Annotated in this window: 19 protein-coding genes; 14 read left to right on the forward strand and 5 right to left on the reverse strand. The window is 39.0% G+C overall.

Going from position 1 to position 18,933, the window contains the following annotated elements; translation table 11 throughout:
• Positions 1-19 precede the first annotated feature (19 nt).
• Together fadA and fadB are read right to left on the reverse strand one after the other, a co-directional pair.
• Positions 20-1,192, reverse strand: a complete 1,173-nt coding sequence (fadA, locus tag JGE69_RS12355) for an acetyl-CoA C-acyltransferase FadA (RefSeq protein WP_005065826.1) — start codon at positions 1,190-1,192, stop codon at positions 20-22.
• Between the two features lie 12 nt (positions 1,193-1,204).
• Positions 1,205-3,358, reverse strand: a complete 2,154-nt coding sequence (gene fadB / locus JGE69_RS12360) for a fatty acid oxidation complex subunit alpha FadB (RefSeq protein WP_002114932.1) — start codon at positions 3,356-3,358, stop codon at positions 1,205-1,207.
• Between the two features lie 368 nt (positions 3,359-3,726).
• Between fadB and JGE69_RS12365 the strand changes: the two genes are divergently transcribed.
• From JGE69_RS12365 to JGE69_RS12410, 10 genes are all read left to right on the forward strand, one after another.
• Positions 3,727-4,746: a hypothetical protein gene (locus JGE69_RS12365; protein WP_069122161.1), complete on the forward strand. Its 1,020-nt coding sequence runs from the start codon at positions 3,727-3,729 to the stop codon at positions 4,744-4,746.
• 189 nt (positions 4,747-4,935) lie between these two features.
• Complete coding sequence (lpxO, locus tag JGE69_RS12370) at positions 4,936-5,850, forward strand: lipid A hydroxylase LpxO (protein ID WP_000598899.1); 915 nt, start codon at positions 4,936-4,938, stop codon at positions 5,848-5,850.
• An 83-nt stretch (positions 5,851-5,933) separates the two neighbouring features.
• Positions 5,934-6,059, forward strand: coding sequence for a hypothetical protein (locus tag JGE69_RS12375; protein ID WP_014208213.1), 126 nt, complete (start codon positions 5,934-5,936; stop codon positions 6,057-6,059).
• A complete protein-coding gene (locus JGE69_RS12380; protein ID WP_081410557.1) occupies positions 6,056-7,099 on the forward strand; it encodes a DUF1311 domain-containing protein in 1,044 nt (347 codons plus the stop codon). The genes JGE69_RS12375 and JGE69_RS12380 overlap by 4 nt, the downstream gene beginning before the upstream one ends.
• Positions 7,100-7,408: 309 nt before the next feature.
• Positions 7,409-7,939 (forward strand): peptidoglycan hydrolase, encoded by a 531-nt coding sequence (locus JGE69_RS12385; protein WP_069036519.1) that lies wholly within the window; start codon positions 7,409-7,411, stop codon positions 7,937-7,939.
• Positions 7,940-8,072: 133 nt separating this feature from the next.
• Positions 8,073-9,872, forward strand: coding sequence for an excinuclease ABC subunit UvrC (gene uvrC, locus JGE69_RS12390; protein ID WP_002114749.1), 1,800 nt, complete (start codon positions 8,073-8,075; stop codon positions 9,870-9,872).
• Positions 9,873-9,993: 121 nt separating this feature from the next.
• Positions 9,994-10,788, forward strand: a complete 795-nt coding sequence (locus JGE69_RS12395; RefSeq protein ID WP_002115041.1) for a thioesterase family protein — start codon at positions 9,994-9,996, stop codon at positions 10,786-10,788.
• A 118-nt stretch (positions 10,789-10,906) separates the two neighbouring features.
• The gene (pgsA, locus tag JGE69_RS12400) at positions 10,907-11,494 is read left to right on the forward strand and encodes a CDP-diacylglycerol--glycerol-3-phosphate 3-phosphatidyltransferase (protein WP_002114808.1); all 588 of its coding nucleotides are present in this window, start codon (positions 10,907-10,909) and stop codon (positions 11,492-11,494) included.
• A 127-nt stretch (positions 11,495-11,621) separates the two neighbouring features.
• Positions 11,622-12,476: a methylated-DNA--[protein]-cysteine S-methyltransferase gene (locus JGE69_RS12405; protein ID WP_199113776.1), complete on the forward strand. Its 855-nt coding sequence runs from the start codon at positions 11,622-11,624 to the stop codon at positions 12,474-12,476.
• Positions 12,473-13,084: an alpha-ketoglutarate-dependent dioxygenase AlkB family protein gene (locus tag JGE69_RS12410; RefSeq protein WP_005065844.1), complete on the forward strand. Its 612-nt coding sequence runs from the start codon at positions 12,473-12,475 to the stop codon at positions 13,082-13,084. Before JGE69_RS12405 ends, JGE69_RS12410 begins: the two co-directional genes overlap by 4 nt.
• Positions 13,085-13,268: 184 nt before the next feature.
• Here the strand turns inward: JGE69_RS12410 and JGE69_RS12415 are convergent, their stop codons facing one another.
• On the reverse strand, positions 13,269-14,042 hold the full coding sequence (locus JGE69_RS12415) for an IclR family transcriptional regulator (RefSeq protein WP_002114686.1): 774 nt from the start codon (positions 14,040-14,042) through the stop codon (positions 13,269-13,271).
• A gap of 367 nt (positions 14,043-14,409) precedes the next feature.
• Between JGE69_RS12415 and JGE69_RS12420 the strand changes: the two genes are divergently transcribed.
• The 4 genes from JGE69_RS12420 to JGE69_RS12435 are packed head-to-tail and all read left to right on the forward strand — an operon-like array spanning position 14,410 to position 17,871.
• The gene (locus JGE69_RS12420; RefSeq protein ID WP_014208220.1) at positions 14,410-14,541 is read left to right on the forward strand and encodes a hypothetical protein; all 132 of its coding nucleotides are present in this window, start codon (positions 14,410-14,412) and stop codon (positions 14,539-14,541) included.
• The gene (locus JGE69_RS12425; RefSeq protein ID WP_002114820.1) at positions 14,532-16,631 is read left to right on the forward strand and encodes an FUSC family protein; all 2,100 of its coding nucleotides are present in this window, start codon (positions 14,532-14,534) and stop codon (positions 16,629-16,631) included. Before JGE69_RS12420 ends, JGE69_RS12425 begins: the two co-directional genes overlap by 10 nt.
• Entirely contained in the window at positions 16,624-16,830 is a 207-nt protein-coding gene (locus tag JGE69_RS12430; protein WP_002115096.1) for a DUF1656 domain-containing protein, read from the forward strand. The genes JGE69_RS12425 and JGE69_RS12430 overlap by 8 nt, the downstream gene beginning before the upstream one ends.
• Before the next feature lie 39 nt (positions 16,831-16,869).
• On the forward strand, positions 16,870-17,871 hold the full coding sequence (locus tag JGE69_RS12435) for an HlyD family secretion protein (protein WP_002114928.1): 1,002 nt from the start codon (positions 16,870-16,872) through the stop codon (positions 17,869-17,871).
• Positions 17,872-17,914: 43 nt separating this feature from the next.
• Here JGE69_RS12435 and ruvX read toward each other — a convergent pair whose 3' ends face one another.
• Both ruvX and JGE69_RS12445 read right to left on the reverse strand, forming a co-directional pair.
• Positions 17,915-18,355: a Holliday junction resolvase RuvX gene (gene ruvX / locus JGE69_RS12440; RefSeq protein ID WP_002115066.1), complete on the reverse strand. Its 441-nt coding sequence runs from the start codon at positions 18,353-18,355 to the stop codon at positions 17,915-17,917.
• Positions 18,355-18,909, reverse strand: coding sequence for a YqgE/AlgH family protein (locus tag JGE69_RS12445; protein ID WP_002114753.1), 555 nt, complete (start codon positions 18,907-18,909; stop codon positions 18,355-18,357). Before JGE69_RS12445 ends, ruvX begins: the two co-directional genes overlap by 1 nt.
• Positions 18,910-18,933: the final 24 nt, after the last annotated feature.

Genomic DNA, 18,933 nt, shown 5'->3' on the forward strand with positions numbered 1-18,933 from the left:
TTTTTTATCTTGGTGTTAATTAAACACGTTCGATCACTGTTGCAATACCTTGACCAAGGCCGATACACATGGTCGCAAGACCAATTTGAGTATCTTGTTGCTCCATTACATTCAACAACGTTGTTGTGATACGTGCACCAGAACAGCCTAGTGGGTGACCCAAAGCAATTGCACCACCATTTAAGTTAATGATGTCTTGCTTGTCATAAATACCCAAGCCTTTCATTACTGATAAGCCTTGAGCAGCAAATGCTTCGTTTAACTCGATAGTTTGAATATCAGCCATCGTTAAACCAGCACGTTTAAGCGCTTTTTGAGTTGCTGGAACTGGACCGTAACCCATGATTGCTGCGTCACAACCTGCAACCGCCATAGAGCGAATTACAGCGCGTGGTTTTAAACCTAACGCTTGTGCGCGTTCAGCAGACATAAGTAACATTGCAGAAGCACCATCAGATAAAGCTGAAGATGTAGCCGCAGTTACAGTACCGCCTTTCGGGTCAAATACAGGACGTAATGCTTTGAACGCTTCAAGGTTTGCATCTGGACGAATTACTTCGTCGATGTCGCAAAGGATTTTAAAGCCATTTGCATCGTGGCCTTCAACACCAACGATTTCGTTTTTGAAACGACCTTCTTGAGTTGCAGCCCAAGCACGGCGGTGAGATTCAACACCAAAAGCGTCTTGCTCTTCACGGCTAATGCCATTCATGCGACCTAACATTTCAGCAGTTAAGCCCATCATGTTAGATGCTTTTGCATAGTGTTTAGATGCTTCTGGGTTTAAGTCGATGCCGTGCATCATACCTACGTGGCCCATGTGCTCTACACCACCAATAATGAAGATATCACCTTGGTTAGTTGCAATCTGTGCAGCAGCAGTATGAAGTGCTTGCATAGAAGAACCACAAAGACGGTTTACTGTTTGACCAGCAACAGTTTTTGGTAAGTCAGCCAATAAGCCAATGTTACGGCCAATGTTCATACCTTGTTCTAGAGTCTGGTTTACACAGCCCCAGATCAGGTCTTCAACTTCGTTTACATCAAACTGGTTACGAGCAACGAGTGCACGAACCAATTCAGCAGATAAGCTGTCAGCACGTACATTACGGAACATACCGTTTTTGGTTTTACCCATTGCAGAACGTACGCCATCAACGATGACAACGTCACGTGGATTTAAAGTAGCCATTCACGTTGCTCCTTAACCGTAGAATTTTTTGTTGTTAGCAGCCATGTCGCGCAACATTTGTGGCGCTTCATAAGCCTTACCTAAGTGTGCATATTTGTCGCAAAGTGCAACGTATTCAGCAACACCAGTCTGGTCGATATAACGACATGGACCACCACGGAATGGAGGGAAACCTACACCCATAATCATTGCCATGTCTGCTTCAGCAGCAGTTGCAACGATGTTGTCTTCTAAGCAACGAACTGTTTCGTTACAGAAAGCAAGCATCATGCGGTCAATGATTTCTTGGTTATCAAACTCGCGCTTTTCACCAGTAACGAAAGGAGCAATGATTTCATACGCTGTTGGATCAACAGTTTTTGCTTTCTTACCTTTCTTATCGAGTTCGTATTTGTAGAAACCAACGTCATTCTTTTGACCAAGACGTTTAGCTTCATACATTGCTTGGATTGAACCTTTGTAGTCTGGCTTCATACGGTCTGGGAAACCTTCAGCCATGACTTCTGCACCATGTACACCTGTGTCGATACCTACAACGTCGATAAGGTAAGCAGGACCCATTGGCCAGCCAAACTTAGACATTACATTGTCAACTTGCTGGAAGTCTGCGCCGTCTTTTACAAGAAGGTCAAAAGCACCAAAGTAAGGGAACAATACACGGTTAACCAAGAATCCTGGGCAGTCGTTTACAACGATCGGTGTTTTACCCATTTTTTGAGCAAGAACAACAGTTGTTGCAATCGCTTCTTCAGAAGTCTTTTCACCACGAATAACTTCTACAAGCGGCATCATGTGAACTGGGTTGAAGAAGTGCATACCAACGAAGTTTTCAGGACGTTGTAATGCTTTTGCTAAACGTGTGATTGAAATCGTAGAAGTATTAGAAGCAATAATCGTATTTTCACGAACATTCTTCTCAGTATCCGCAAGTACCATTTCTTTTACTTTTGGATTTTCTGTAACTGCTTCGATCACGATGTCAACTTCTTTAAACTCATCGTAGCTTAAAGTAGGACGGATACGTGCAAGCGTTTCACCCATTTGCGCAGGTTTCATTTTCTTACGTTCAACTTGTTTAGTTAACAAGCTGTTCGCTTCTTTCATACCTAAAGCAAGTTGTGGATTACCAATATCTTTCATGATAATTGGTGTACCTTTGCTTGCCGCTTGGTAAGCAATACCACCACCCATGATACCAGCACCAAGTACAGCTGCTTGGTTTACAGGGTGTGCACCTTTTTCATATTTTTTAGCAGTTTTCTTAACAACTTGGTCATTGAGGAATAAACCAATCAATGCACCAGCTTGTGGAGTAATCGCAGCTTTTGCAAAGCCTTCAGCTTCAGCTTTCAATGCTTCGTCACGCGCAAGGCTTGCACCTGCTTGTAATGAATCAAGTAATAATTTTGGAGCAGGGTATTGAGCAGGATTTGCTTTAGCAAGTACTGCACCTTTTGCAGTATTGAACGCCATCATTTGTTCAAGCGGGTTCAATTTTACCGCTTCAAGCTTTTCTTGACGTTTTGCTTTCCAGTTTAAACGACCAGAAATTGCTTGCTTAACTAAGTCAGTTGCAGCTTCAAGTAATTTATCAGCAGCTACAACAGCATCTACAGCACCATCTTTTAGAGCAGCAGCCGGTTTTTTAGGAGCCGCCATAGCCATCCATTCAACCGCGTTGTCGATACCGATCAGACGGCTTAAACGTACGCTACCGCCGAAACCTGGGTAAATACCAAGTTTAATTTCCGGTAAGCCCACTTGTGCAGCTTCTGACATCACACGATAGTCACAAACTAAACACATTTCAAAACCGCCACCTAACGCCATACCGTTAATAGCAACAACTTTTGGAATTTCTAAATCTTCAAAGCTATTGAAGATTTCGTGAACAGGCATAAGCCAGTCAACAATTGCTTTTTCGCCTTGTGCGAAGTTTTCACCAAATTCGGTAATGTCTGCCCCAACAATAAATGTCGATTTGCCCGAGGTAACAACTAAGCCTTTAATATCATTATTTGCTTTTACCGCAGCAATAGCAGCTTGGAAATCTTCAATTGTTGCACGGTTAAATTTATTGACCGACTCACCTTGTAAGTCAAAGCGGAATTCTGCAATTCCGTCCGAAAGCATTTGGACGGTAATGGCATTGCCAGCGTGGATCATGCCTGATCTCCTTAGTTTTGGAGGACTTCTAAGTTGATGTTATGAAGCGTGTGCACATCTTAGGTACACATTTATGCTTCGCTAATCTTACGATAACTATATCTAAAAAAAACCTGACAAGTTGTATCAAGCCGTGACGCAAGGGTCATCAATTATTTTTAAATAATTTTTTTAATCTATATTTATGAAAAATATATTTTTAATTGTAAAAGCTTCTTGTTAAGAAGGGACAAGATAAAGTTAGAAAATGTAGTAGACAATTAATAAATTATTTTTGGTCTAGTAATAAAAATTAATATTTTGTGTGAATTATTAGACAGACAGTATTGTCTATTTTTTTATCTTTGGATAAACTTTGTGTTATAAAAATGTTCAATAAAGTATCTATTATGTTAAAAAATAAATTTATGATTTTGGCCATCCTTCCTTTTATGTTGAGTGCATGTGGAGGCGGTGGTTCTAGTGATAATAATTCTGCAAATAACACAACAGTAGAGTCGAATGATTCAATTAAAAATGGATCACGATACTATGAGGTAAATTATCAAGTACTTGGAGAAAATAATGATAGCTTATCAATAAGTTATTATGAGATTAACAATAAACGTATTTATGGAGTAGATAGCAATCAACCCCTGAATCGATATATTGTGACGCAAAATCATTTATATACCCCTCAAGATAAGTTCACTTCAATAATTGACGTAAAATCAATGGATGAGTGGACTTTGAATGTTATAGATAATATTAAAACTGATTGGAAGCTTGAAAAAGTTAATCTAGCGGGGAAAAATATTTTTGACACAGTATTGCCAGGTTTTAGAAAATATGGATTTGATACAAATAATCCATATTTTACAGCTAGAAAGTTTTTAAGTTCATACGGACAAGATACTTTTCCTACAGGTAGTACTTGTTATCGTTTGTCTTCCATCAAAAATAACCAGGAGTTTATAAATTTTAATACAAACAATCCTCTAAATTATTCTTTTGATCTCATACATGAAGACAATCTTCTAACTGCGCAGGGCTTTCAAACAGTTGCTCCTGATCTAGCAATAGTGAACAAACAAGGGCAGTTTATGGGAATAGATTGGACTACTTTGTATAGTACGAAAACTGGAGCAGAGTTAGATGGGTTTTCAGTGATTCAATATAATGGACAAGTTTTTGATGACGTTAGTTATAATGGTGTTCAGGAGCAGACCCGTACAGCACAGATACAATTTCTTAAAGATATAATATCTTCGAATTTATTGTCTGAAAATTCTGAAGCATTAAGAGAAATCAGATTTGACCTTGAAAATCTAGATAAAGGTTGTTTTTTATACAATCAAACTGCTGTCAACAAGCTTGAAAGTCTTAAGTTAATCAATTGGAATCAATAAATTATTTCTTTGTTTCAAAAGTTGCTAATTTTCTAGTAAGTTAGCAACTACTATTGCATATTCTGGTGAAAGATATAGTCACTAGCAGTAATGAAAGTAAAATCAGTATAATAAATATAGACAACGTGTTGAAGCCTTTACTACACAACACTATTTTTTAATTTTATTACTAAATTCGAGCAAAGATACATGATTAAGTGGATCATATTAGCGATTTTTGTGATATCAGCATTGTATATCCAACATCGCGGCAAAGTGCGTCACTCGTTTTATCGTCAATTTTTTGACCATTCAACCTTGCTCGCACCGATTAACTTTTTAATGTACATCTTTTCAAAGGTGCCGAATCAGCCTTATATCGACACACAGCATTTTAAAGATTTAAAAGTGCTGGATGAAAATTGGGAAATGATTCGAGATGAAGCGAAAGCTTTATATGACCAAGGCGGAATTAAAGCTTCAAGTACCTATAACGACTTAGGTTTTAACTCATTCTTTAAAACAGGTTGGAAGCGTTTTTACCTCAAATGGTATGAATCGAGTCATCCATCTGCTGCTGAGCTTTGCCCAAAAACTACAGCACTTCTTAAAACATTGCCGACAATTAAAGCAGCAATGTTTACCGAGCTTGCACCTGACAGCCGTTTGGTAAGACACCGTGATCCATATGCAGGTTCTTTGCGTTATCACTTAGGTCTAATTACACCAAATGATGATCGTTGTTTTATTGACGTCGATGGCGAAAGATATTCTTGGCGTGATGGTCAAAGTGTTGTGTTTGATGAAACTTATATTCACTATGCTGAAAATAAGACTGATCAAAACCGTATTATTTTCTTTGCAGACGTTGAACGTCCAATGAAAGTAAAATGGATGGAGCGTTTCAACCATTGGTTTGGTCGTAATGTGATGACTGCGGCAAGCTCACCGAATGAAACAGGCGACCAAACAGGTGGCCTAAATAAAGCTTTTGGTTATGTCTATCAAATTCGTATTAAAGCTAAAGCATTAAAAGCTAAAAACCGTAAGTTGTATTACTTCTTAAAATGGTTCCTCATGCTTGGGATTTTCTTCCTGATTTTTGTTCGACCATATGTATTTTAATTAAAGCGCCCGAAAGGGCGTTTTTTATTTTGATTATTTAAATAATTTGCATTTATTTTATGCATTTAAAAAAGATTATTGGCATGAATAGTACTTTATTTAAGATTTTAGGTGAATTTTATATTAATTATTGGGATGATAATACAACTGGTAAATATATACCTTTCTTGTACTTAATAAATTTAAAAATTTGCGTGGAATATAAATGAATACGGTGATGAAACAAGCTTTAGTAATAACTACATTCAGTGCAGCAGTAATATTGACTGGATGTGGTAAATCTAAGCCAGAGCCAAAATCAAAAACAGAAAAAGTTGAGGTAGTTTCGGATTGGAGTTGTACACACCCTGAGAATTTAAATCAGATTCAAACTTCTTTGAAAAAAGAATATTTGAAGCAAATTGAGCGTAGCTTAAGACAAAGTCAATATCAGGTTGATGCAGATATTCTTAATAAAATTAATCAAGGTTTGAAGTTTGAAATTAAAAATATCCGCACTTTACCATTAGAAGACGAAAGCCAAAAAAATACACAATTAAGTTGTGAAAGCCAATTGGTCATTTCACTGCCGAAAGGTTTACAAAAACGTGCGGAAAAAGCATATATTGAAGAGCTGCGTCATTCTGATGAAGAATCGCAGACGCTCAATGACTATTTTTCGGATAATGAATCATCTTTGACTCTTGAAAATGACCAATTGAAAGGTGACTTTTTCTATAACATCACAAAAACAGATAAAGAGGGTTTGGTGTTTGACTTGCCAACTCAAAATAGTGTGATTGAAGGATTGGTTTTTGTTGCCACTAAAGCTGTGCAATATGCAGCTTATGTTAAAGAAAATGAGTTGATTGAAGAAAATATTGAAGAAAATCAGCAAATATCTGAACAAAATAATGAAGAGCAGACTGCTTTGGCTCAGGAAGCCATGGATGTTCGTAAAAAAGAATTGGATAGTGACAAAGCGAAGCAAGTGGAACGCTTAAATCAGACTTGGGACAAATTGAGTGCTGAGAAAAAAATTCAATTTAAACAAGATCAATCGGATTGGTTTAAAAAACGTGATGTTGAATGTAAGGTGCTGGCACAAAAGACTGTAGATGAAATTCCTGAAAAAGACTTAGAAACTTACCAAAAGCAATCTGATTATTGGACTGCTGACATGCGTAAGCAAAACCAAGACATGCAATATACACAGTGCTTTACTCAAAAAACGATAGAGCGAACGGTTTATTTAAATAATTTAAATTAATCCTAAAACTCTTTATAAATGCTTAGCCAGTCGTATTGAAAGGAATGCGATTAATCAATTACGGGCAAATACTCTACTTTTACAAGTAGGGGTTTAAGCTCAGTAATTGAATTTCATTTGTAATGTATATTTATACAAATATTAAAGCGCCCGAAAGGGCGTTTTTTTATGACATAAAGTATCTAATAGATTTTGTGACCTATTTCACAGTGCTGGTAATTTGTTACAACTATTAAGAGCCAATAGGTAATTTTGATTCTACAATGGCGCGGTTTTTTCGAAGACTGGTCAGCGGAAGTAGGTTTTAAAATGGCTCATGCTCATCACGCAGCTCATGCACATGTTCATCATATCGAAGAGAGAAAAGAAGACAGTTCTCAAGGCGATTTAAAAACAAAAGTGATGTTAAGACAAGCAGCTTCGACGACTGAAAAATCTAAACGATCTAAAACTCAAAATCATAAAACTGAAGATCAAAATATTAATCTACATAAGTTCTCAAGTAAGCTCGAAAGTATCTCTGCCAACCATAGTAAAGAGAAATGCGCCAAAAATATCCGTATTGCTCTACAAGCGGCTGGAGCAGATGTATCAAAGCATCCTGTAGCTGCTTCTGATTGGGGGCAAACGTTAGAAAAGAATGGTTATAAGAAAATTAAACCTGCTTTCAACCGTCCACAAGAAGGTGACATTTACATTATTGAGCGAACAAGTGGTCACACCTATGGTCATATTGCAGGCTATACGGGCAATGGTTGGTTCTCGGATTTTCGTCAAAAAACCTATGCGGTCTACAAAGAAAAAGACGTTAAATATAGTTACTATCGTCTAGATTCTTAAGTAAGTACGACACAGTCTGTCGGGTCATATCTAAATCCCTTTCCAAATTTATGTTCTGGCACAGTAAAGCACTTGAAAAGTAAGGATGAAAACATCACATTAGGTATTCAGTATTAAGCCATGCATGCCAATAGTGAATCAAAACGCTCGTCCTCATATTGAAAAAATTTTAGCTAACATGACCCAGCTTCCAGGTGTTTATAAAATGCTAGGGAAGGAGGGTGAATTGTTATATGTCGGCAAAGCAAAAAATCTAAAAAATCGGGTGTCGAGTTATTTTGTTAAAACGATTGAGCATCCTAAAACACAAGCTTTAGTTGCACGAATTTATGATATTGAAACTTTGGTTACTCGTTCGGAAACTGAAGCTTTACTCTTAGAACAAAACTTAATTAAACAACATCGTCCGCCTTATAACATTATGCTGCGGGACGATAAGTCTTATGTCTATATTTTTGTTTCGGCTGATAAGCCTTATCCTCGGCTTGCGAGCGGGCGTGGCAAAGGAAAACACCAAATTGGTAAGTTTTTTGGACCTTATCCAAGTGCTTATAGTGCACGTGATACGTTACTAGTTTTGCAAAAACTTTTTAATGTACGTCAGTGTGAAAATAGCTATTTCTCACAGCGCAAGCGTCCATGTTTGCAATATCAAATCAAGCGGTGTTCAGCTCCGTGCGTAGGTCTGATTTCGCCCGAAGATTATAAAGAAGACGTTAATAATAGTATTCGCTTTTTGCAAGGTGATACCAAAGAGCTTAATCAAGAACTCATTGCCAAAATGGAACAAGCAGCGGCTGAGCTTGAATTTGAAAAAGCTGTTTTTTACCGTGATCGATTATCTTTACTGCGTGAAGTTCAAGCGCAACAAGCCGTTTTTAAAGTTAAAGGTGAAGCGGATATTCTGGCAATTGCATATCAGGCTGGTGTGACATGCGTGCAAATTATGTATGTACGCAATGGGCGAATGCTGGGTGGAAAAAGTTATTTCCCAGACATGCTCGGTGATGATCTTGGGCAAATGCTCAGTGATTTTATGGCGAACTTTTACTTTCAAGTTGCAGATGAAGTTCCCAATGAGCTTATCGTAAATATTGCTTTGCCTGACTGTAAAGAATTAGAAGAAGCGTTGGCACAGCAATTTGGCAAAAAGGTTCAGATTAAGAGTAATGTTCGAGAAACTCGTGCCGAGTGGCTGGAGCTAGCCGAAATGAACGTTCAACATGCCATTAAGGGGCAGTTGAGTAATCATTTAGAGCTTAATGAACGTTTCCATCAGTTAGAGCAAGTGGTGGGAAGACCCGTCGATCGTATTGAGTGTTTTGATATTAGTCATACCATGGGTGAAGCTCCAATTGCTTCATGTGTCGTGTTTGACCAAGGCGGGGCGCGTAAACGTGACTACCGCCAATTTGCGATTCAAGACATTACAGCAGGCGATGATTATGCTGCTATGCGTCAAGCTTTAACACGACGTTATAAAAAGGCCATATTGCCTGATTTACTGTTGATTGATGGTGGTAAAGGCCAGCTCCATATGGCAATGGAAGTCATGCAAGAGCTTGGGTTAGACGCTTTTATGGTGGGTGTATCTAAAGGTGAAGGGCGTAAACCCGGACTTGAAACCCTGCATTTTACCGACGGCACAAAAATCCAGTTACCGGAAGACCATAAGGCATTGCATTTGATTCAGCAGGTGCGTGATGAAGCCCATCGTTTTGCGATTACCAAGCATCGTGCTAAACGCGACAAACGCCGAAGTACCTCAGTTTTAGAGGCAATTCCTGGGTTGGGGCCAAAGCGCCGTCGAGATTTATTAACTCATTTTGGTGGAATCCAAGGCGTTTTAAAAGCATCTGAAAAAGAGCTTACTCTTGTGCCCGGTTTTGGCGAAATGATGGCAAGAACGATTTATAAAATTCTGCATGAATAAAGATAGGTTTCTATGCCGAGTGACCAAATAGTTGGGATATAAGTAGAAGAATGATCATTCACATTCCTTTTAAAATGATGAAAGATGTTTCATCAAAAGTCATAGTGCTTTAGGGAAGTGAATGTCATTATTGCAATTATTTGAAGAAATAAAACAAAAGGAATGGATTGAAATACCTGAAGGGTGGTTGCAGGGGCGAACTGTTTTTGGCGGTCTTGTCGCTGGACTACTCATGCAAAAAGCCTGCTGCAATATTCAAGATCCAAATAAAAGATTATTAAGCTGTAGTATTACTTTTGTGGGGCCTGTACAGCAGGGACCTGCTCAATTGACTATTGAAATTTTAAGAGAAGGGAAATCGGTCACTACGCTTGAAACCCGTTTATGGCAAGATGGTGCGGTACAAACGATTTTGGTCGCAAGCTTTGGTGTGCCGCGTGCGTCGAATATTGAAGTACGACATGAGCCTATCGTTCCAGTTTATAGGCAACCTGAAGAGTTGCAACCTATTCCTTTTGCTAGACAAATGCCAGAATGCTATCAACATTTTGATGTATGCTGGGCGGAAGGTCATTATCCTGTTACAGGAAGTCAGTATGCTGACTTTGGAGGATGGTCAAGGTTTAATCCCGATAAGCATGAAAATCGTCAAATGACTTTGCCAGATTTAATTGTTTTGATGGATATTTGGCCGCCTGGTGTATTGCCGATGTTTAAGCAAGTTGCTCCTGCAAGTTCTTTAACTTGGCACATTACCTATGTCCATCCGTTCCAACATCAATTGTGTGACTGGTTTAAATATAAAGTGGTAACTGAATATGCAGGTGAAGGTTATTCCACAGAATATGCCCATCTTTGGGACCAAAATGATCATTTAATTGCAATTTTACGGCAAACTGTTACGGTATTTACCTAAGCAGTCCACTTCCTCGATTCATATATTTCGTATAAAGTGGCTGTTACAGATAGATACAATATTGAAGAAAGTATTTTTGTCTGTTACAAGATGCATGAAGACTTAATTGGCGGTGTTTATGACCACAGGGCGAATCCTGAATATCCCAAATATCCTAACATTAGCGCGTATCGCGCTTATTCCTGTATTTTTGGTGATCGCGTATTGGCCGCCTGCAATGGGTATTGGTGAGCATGAAGGTAGTATGAGTCGTCATATTATCTTGACGGCTATTTTTGTGTTTGCTGCTATTACCGATTGGTTTGATGGCTATTTGGCACGAACTTTAAACCAGACTTCAGCATTTGGCCGTTTTCTAGATCCAGTTGCAGATAAGCTCATGGTGGCGGCTGCACTGATTGTTTTAGTGCAGTGGAATCCAACCATTTCAATGGCTTTTGCAGCAATTGTGATTATTTCACGTGAAATTACAGTTTCTGCTTTACGTGAATGGATGGCAGAACTTGGCGCACGAACCAGTGTGGCAGTATCGACTGTAGGTAAATATAAAACAGCCTTTCAAATGATTGCGATTAGTGTGTTCTTACTCAATTGGCAGCCATTAGAAATGCTTGCCTATGCTTTGTTATATACGGCGGTCATTTTAACTTTATGGTCAATGTTTATTTACCTCAAAGCGGCTTGGCCTTATTTAAAGCAGCCTTAAGTGCATATTGAATGATGAAGCCTTTCTACAATGAAAGACTTTTTTTATTTTTAAAGAGTGCAAGAATCGGGTCGTCATGGGGCTTTAGCTACTTTAATGTAAGATATAAGTGCTAAGGAGGTGACACATGCAAATGCTTTCTTCTCGGCAATTTGCTGTAATTGCCAATGTAATTGAATATTTATATGAACATCTAGACCAGCAACCGAGTCTGGACGATGTTGCGAGCCATATGAATTTAAGTTCAGGTTATATTCAACGCCAGTTTCAAGAATGGGTAGGGATTAGCCCGAAAAAATTTGTGCAATATATGAGTTTGCAACAGGCTAAATATTATCTGATGCAACACCGGAGTTTATTGGAAACCGCTTTAAATACGGGTTTATCTGGCACAGGACGTTTACATGATCTGTTTATTCAGCTTGAAGGGATGACGCCTGGGGAATATAAACAAAAGGGCGAAGGCGTTATTCTTAATTATTCGGTTGAGACAAGTCCCTTCGGTGAGTTGTTGGTGGTCAGTAGTGAAAAAGGCATATGTTCTATAAGGTTTACCGAAACTCACGCCAATATTGAACAACTCATTAAGCAGTACTTTCCGAAAGCTCAATTGAAAAATCAGTCACCGATTTGGCATCAACAAATTGCAAAGTGGTTTGAACAGGATTTTTCAGAACACTTACAGCAGAAACTTCCTCTTAATTTGGCTGGAACTCCATTTCAGCTACAAGTATGGGAAGCCTTGCTCACCATTCCAGAAGGGCAACTTCGGACTTACCAAGATATTGCAGAGCAAATTGGGAAGCCTAAAGCAGTCAGAGCCGTTGCTACTGCAATTGGACAAAATCCGATTGCATATCTGATTCCTTGCCATCGAGTGATCCGTGCCACAGGGATGGTCGGAGAATATCATTGGCAAAAGGGGCGTAAATTGGCATTGTTAGCTTGGGAGATGTCAAAGCAACATGGAGAGACCGTATGACCTTGGATTTATTTTCTCCAGAGCCTTGTGAGAATTTATTACCCTACGATGGTGAAGTTCAGGACTATGGTTGTATTTTAAGCCCTGAAGAAGCTGAACAATATTTTGATTATCTTTACCAACACCTCGCATGGAAACATGACGAGGCTAAGTTGTATGGCAAGCACTTTATTACAGCTCGAAAAGTTGCATGGTATGGAGATGACTACTATCAATATAAATATTCGGGTGTCGCACGTGATTCTTTACCGTGGGACAAAGCACTCGCTAAATTAAAACAACAGGTAGAGCAAATACTTTCAGAAAAATTTAATTCTTGTTTGGCAAATCTTTATGAAGATGGAACCCAAGGAATGGCTTGGCACAGTGACTCGGATGTTTCTTTGGCAAGAACCACCACAATCGCTTCTTTAAGCTTTGGTGCTACTCGTAAATTTTCTTTTAGACATATTCAAAGTAAAGAGAAAATTGAATTGTGGCTACAGCCAGGCCAACTCATTGTGATGCGTGGTGAGACTCAACAATATTGGCAACACCGTTTAAATCGCTCAACAAAGATTTTACAACCACGTATTAATCTTACTTTTCGGCAATTTAAGTTTTTATAAAAATAAGACAAGAAAAAAGCCCATGATGGCAGCATGAGCTTATTCCTCTGAGGGGGATGCTTCTACTGATGAGCTGCTGATGAAAAGAATCATCAATAGGAGCTAAAATCATAATATGAGAATATTGTGAGATATTCAATGTTTTAAAGTGTAAGAAAAGTTTAAATTATCATAAGGTGGGGTTTTAGATTTCACCTTTTTCAGATAATTCCATAAAACGTTGTTCAATAAGTGCTGCATTTTCTTGCAAAATTTCGATGAGCTTTTCAACATTTAAAAAATCAAAACGATTTTTAGAGGCAACTAAAGTCAAAGCTAAAGGTACTTCTTTGTTTGAAAAACGAACAGGAACCGCTAGACCTGAAACATTTGGGTCAATCTCACCTTGTGAGAAATAGAACCCTTGTTTTTTAATTTTACGCATACGCTGAATAAAGCTCGGTTCATCTTCAGCAAAACCTGATTGTTTTAATTCTTGCTGGTAACGGTGATAGTAGTCTTGCATGCGTTGTTTACTTAAATGCGAAACCATTGTTTTTGGAGATGATCCAACGTAAATCGGTCTTGGGCAGCCTCGGCCATATGAAAGTAGCTCAGTGTCTTTAAATATTTCATGATGTATGTCAATGCAATAGTCATCATTTAAATAGGTAAGCAAACAGCACAGTTCAGTACGCTCTACAATATTTCGCATAAACGGTGTGCTGATCTGAACGAGTGGGTCGGTTGTTCTAGATATATAGTCAAGAACTGCAATTTTTGAGCCTAAGGTATAATCGCCAGAGGTTCCATTAATGCGTTTTAATAGATCAGCTGATACTAGCTCTTTGAGGTAACGGTAACTCGTTGGTTTGGACAAGCCAAGTTCTTCGCAAATAATATCGACATTAATGATTGGACGCGAAACCGAAAATAGGTCCAGTACGGTTAAAATTTTGCCAAAACTTGAAATTGCCATAGTGTCTTGTTCGTATCCTTTAACAACGAGTCATCTTTGAGTTTTTATAACAGAAAAAAAGAAGATTTGTCTCAATTCTAAAATAAATGCCTGATTTGAGTATTTTACTCTGACAAAGAGAAAACTTCTCTTGGCTTATACATCATATACGATAATTAAAAAATATATCAAATTATCAAATAGAGATATTTTAGTTGACTAAATCGCTTTATTTTGAAAAAATTGCCAAACAAAATATCTAATCGAGAAATTGATCGGTTCCAGATTGATTTCTTGATACCTCTTCTTTCCAAAGCTTGGCCGTTTAAATGGCGGCCAAACTGAAATCATCTCTGCCAATCAGGCGAGATGTGGAAAAATCATTGTATTGAAGGATGCTCCTCATATCATTTGCTTTGAGGCAAATGGCAAAGTTGTGTTGTCTTTAGAAAGACGATCAAATATTGAAGGGCATGCTCATCAGTTCAAATCTGTATTTGAGATGAGTTCATGTTATTAAAGCAAATACTGGCGTTCCGCCCGAGTAGGCTTGATCTGATCTTTGCCTTAAAAACATTTATTGCCGGAATGTTGGCACTATTTGTTTCGTTTGAATTAGATCTGATTAACCCGATGTGGTCGATTGGTACGGTCCTGATTATTGCCAATCCATATTCAGGAATGGTGTCCTCTAAATGTGTCTATCGAGTGGTAGGGACAATTGGCGGAGCTGTGATTGCCTTAACTCTAACACCACATTTAATTAATACACCTTGGATATTTACCGTGGTGTTGTCGTTGTGGGTGGGTTTTGCGCTTTATGTGTCGTTACTCGATCGTACTCCACGTAGTTATGCTTTTATGCTGGCCGGTTACTCGACAGCTATGATCGTCTTCAATGCGATTACCTATATTGATCAATACAATATATTCGATATTGCTTTAGCTCGGGTTATAGAAATTTCGATTGGTGTGATTTCAAGTGCCGTGGTTTCTGCCACGATTCTTCCAATGCATATTGGCTCTGCAATTAAACAGCGGGTGATAAAAACCCTAAAAGATACAGAGAATCTATTTGCTAATTTATTAAATACAGATTCGCAGCAGAACAATACTCAGCTCTTGGCTGCCATTACTCGCGACACCACAGATATTCATGCTTTGGCAGTACATTTGAGTTATGAGAAGGGCGAGTTGCATGGTATGACCAAACCCTTGCAAGAAATGCTTCATCAAATCTCAATGGTGGTGGCTAATCTAGTCGCTTTATCTGAGCGTATTAAGCAGCTTCAAGAACTTCGGTTTATCGAAACTCATGCAGAAAAACTGCAACAGCTTTCAGCTCATGTTGTACAGTTTTTAGAGCAAAAAGACCTGATTATTGATGAAAATATTTTGCAGTTGCCTGATGAGTTTGAAAGCGATTTTGCAAGTTTGATGGAGTCGGCTTCTACACATCAACAAGTTTTAGTTGCAGCCATGAAAATGGATGTGCGTCATTTCATTAGCAATGTTTTAGCGGTTAAAGTTTTGTGGCAGCGAATTCAGCAAGGTAATAAAGAAATTCCTGACAACATTACCCCAATGACCACCAAATATCCAAGTTTGCACCGTGACCATGGTGTGGCAATACGAGGCGGTATCAGTGCAGTCCTTATTACATTTATTGTGACTGGAGTCTGGATTGTTTCGGGGTGGAAAGCTGGATTTATGATGGCACAGATGGGCGCAGTAACCGCCTGTATTTTAACGGCCTTAGATAACCCGGTTCCGGTTCTGCGTATTTTTATCTGGGGCAGTATAGCTTCAGCAGTTTTAGTTTTCGTTTATGCATTTGGTATTTTCCCGCATGTCACCACCTTTTGGGAACTTGGCCTGGTTTTATTACCGATGTTCTTATTCGCAGTGTCTATGATGGCTAACCAGATGCTGATGCCAGTAGGTATGGTGTTGGGTATTAATACCATGATGGGACTAAACCTGCACAATGCTTATAGCATGGATGCAGTGTCTTATCTTGATAGTTCATTTGCCATGATCTTAGGTGTTTTAGTGTCTTTGATTGTCATTGACGTTGTTCGTGCTATGTCACCAGATACAAGTGCAAGCCGTATTTTAGCCTTGCATTATCGCGCCATGCGACAAGCGATCTATCTGCCATATGGTCTTGATTTTAAAGTTCATCTACGCAGTATGCTAGATCGGATTGGGATTCTAAACAGCAAAATGGTGCAATCAGACGAGATTAAAACTTCAATTCATCAGGCTCTGATTGAGTCGAGTAGTATTGTTGATTTAAGCCGATTGCAAGAGTTAGCCAATCAGTTTCCTCAAACATCCGAACTCACTCAGCATATTGGCGATTTGCAACAAAATTTGGATGAGTTGTTTAGAGCTAAAGAAAACGATGAAAATGATACGACCGCTTTAGTAGAGCGAATCTACCGAGCGTTATTTGAATTAAAACAGCTTGCTTCAAATGTTGAAGATATGACTATGCGACAAAGACTACTCATTTCACTGAACAATATTGCTTATAGCATGTGCCACGTTTCATCAGAGCAAATGAATGAAAACAGCACCCTGAGAGGAGCCACAGCAAATGGGTGAGTTTAATGTTTATGGTATTTATGTGCCTTCTTTGCTCGTTCAAGCACTCTTGGCATATATCTGTTTCCGTGGGTTAAGTCCTTTAACAAATAAGTTGATTGCACAAGGCTGGATTGCATTACCTAGTATTTTTAATTTGTGTTTTTACCTCTTATTACTTTTGGTAATACATCAAATTTTTGTTGGGGTCGGTGCGTAGAGATGTTTGCGAAATTAAAGATTGAGTTAGGTGAGTGAAATGAATCAGGTGGATTTGAAAAAAGTCATCCGTCCAGTAATTTTGATTGTCGCATTAATGGTGGCGGTCTATACCATTGTGCATTTATGGAATTACTATAATGCAGCGCCGTGGACGCGTGATGGTCGAGTTCGTGGTGACGTTATTCAAGTATCTTCGGATGTCGCGGGGCTTGTGACAGAAGTATTGGTTCAAGATAACCAGACTGTGAAAAAAGGTCAGGTGCTCTTTAAAATTGATGTTTCTCGCCGAGCTTTAGATGTAGAGCAGGCAAAATCTGATTTAGCAAAAGCAAATGCAGCATTTGCCCAAGCGCAAGCTGGTTTAGCACAAGCAAAAGCGAACCTGATTAAATCGGATACGAATATTAAGTTAGCCGAGAAAAACGCAAGCCGCTATTCAAACCTTATGGATGGCGCTATCTCTAAACAAGAACAAGATCAAGTTTTCGCAACTCGTGATCAATCTCATGCTGAACATGAGCAACTCCAAGCTGCTATTCAACAAGCGGAAGCAACTGTTAAGCAACAACAGGCTCTGATTGAGGCGGCAACGAGCAACTTGCATTTGGCCGAGCTTAACATGCATCGTGCTGCGGTAATTGCTCCAGCTGATGGTACTTTATCTAACTTCGATATGCGTCCAGGTAACTATGTTCAAGTTGGTCAGGCTGTTGCGGCATTACTTGACCGTAAACAACTCTATGTTGTGGGCTATTTTGAAGAGACGAAGTTAAACCGTATTCATGTCGGCGATCAGGCCAGTGTACAGTTAATGGGTGATAGCCAGAAAATTAAAGGCCATGTACAAGGTATTGCATCTGGTATTGAAGATCGTGAACGCTCAAGCAGCTCTAAACTTCTTGCCAATGTAAATCCAACGTTTAGTTGGGTTCGTTTAGCGCAGCGTGTGCCTGTAAAAATCGTATTGGATGAAACACCAAAGAACCAGCTTGCTTTCGTCTCTGGACGTACGGCAACTGTGCATATTATCGAGAAATAAAACGAGAAATAAAAAAGGAAGGCTTTAGCCTTCCTTTTTAATATTACGGGGTTAAACCGACTGGATTTCGATACCAACTCTGAATGAGTAAGGCAGCTGCAAAACTATCTGCTGAAAGTTTCTTTGCTCGACCTTGCTCTTGGTAGAAACCGAGTTCTTCTCGTGCTTCACGTGTAGTTAAACGCTCATCTACCATTAATGTTTCAATATTGGTTTGATGGCGTAAACGTCTCGCAAATTTGCGGGCACGTGTAGAAAGTTCTGACTCGCTATCATCCATATTCAAAGGCAAACCAACCAAAAATAGATCAGGTTGCCATTCTTTCACGATTTTTAAGAGCTGATCCCAGTTTGGAATACCATCTTTCATCACAAATAGAGGGAGGGGATTGGCACTTTCAATTGAAGACTGGCCAATCGCCATTCCCATTTTTTGAGTACCAAAGTCAAAAGCCATAATCGATTTTGATTGTGTTTCGGTCATTAAGCATGTCCGATTTCAGATGCTAACCATGCACGATCTACACCGATTTTTTTATAAGCTGCATCCCAACGATCGTCATAAGGCAGGTTAAAAATCAGATCCATATCGGCATCACAAATGAGCCAGTCACCGCGCGTAATTTCATCTTCTAACTGGTTTTTACCCCAGCTCGCATAACCTAAAGCAATTTGATATCGACCAACACCTTCATTGTGGGCAATCGCATCAAGAATATCTTTACTGGTGGTAATACAAACATTTTCACCTACAGCGATAGATGAATGCCATGTCGGTTGTCCAGTATGAAGAACGAATCCAGCTTCGGGACGTAATGGGCCACCTTGTAAAACCACATGTGGATTTACATTGTCTGCTTCAATGTCGAGATCATTGAGTAATTCTTTAATTTGAATGCCGGAAGGGCGGTTAATAATAATGCCTTGAGCACCTTCTTCATCATGACGGGCAAGATAAATTACAGTGTTTGCGAAAAAGTCATCTGCCATTTCTGGCGGGGCAATCAGACAACGGTGAGTCAGATATTGTTTGGTCACCTAAGCGGTTCTCCCTCAAAAAAT

The organism is Acinetobacter sp. C13, assembly GCF_016809775.1.
Classification (GTDB): domain Bacteria; phylum Pseudomonadota; class Gammaproteobacteria; order Pseudomonadales; family Moraxellaceae; genus Acinetobacter; species Acinetobacter pittii.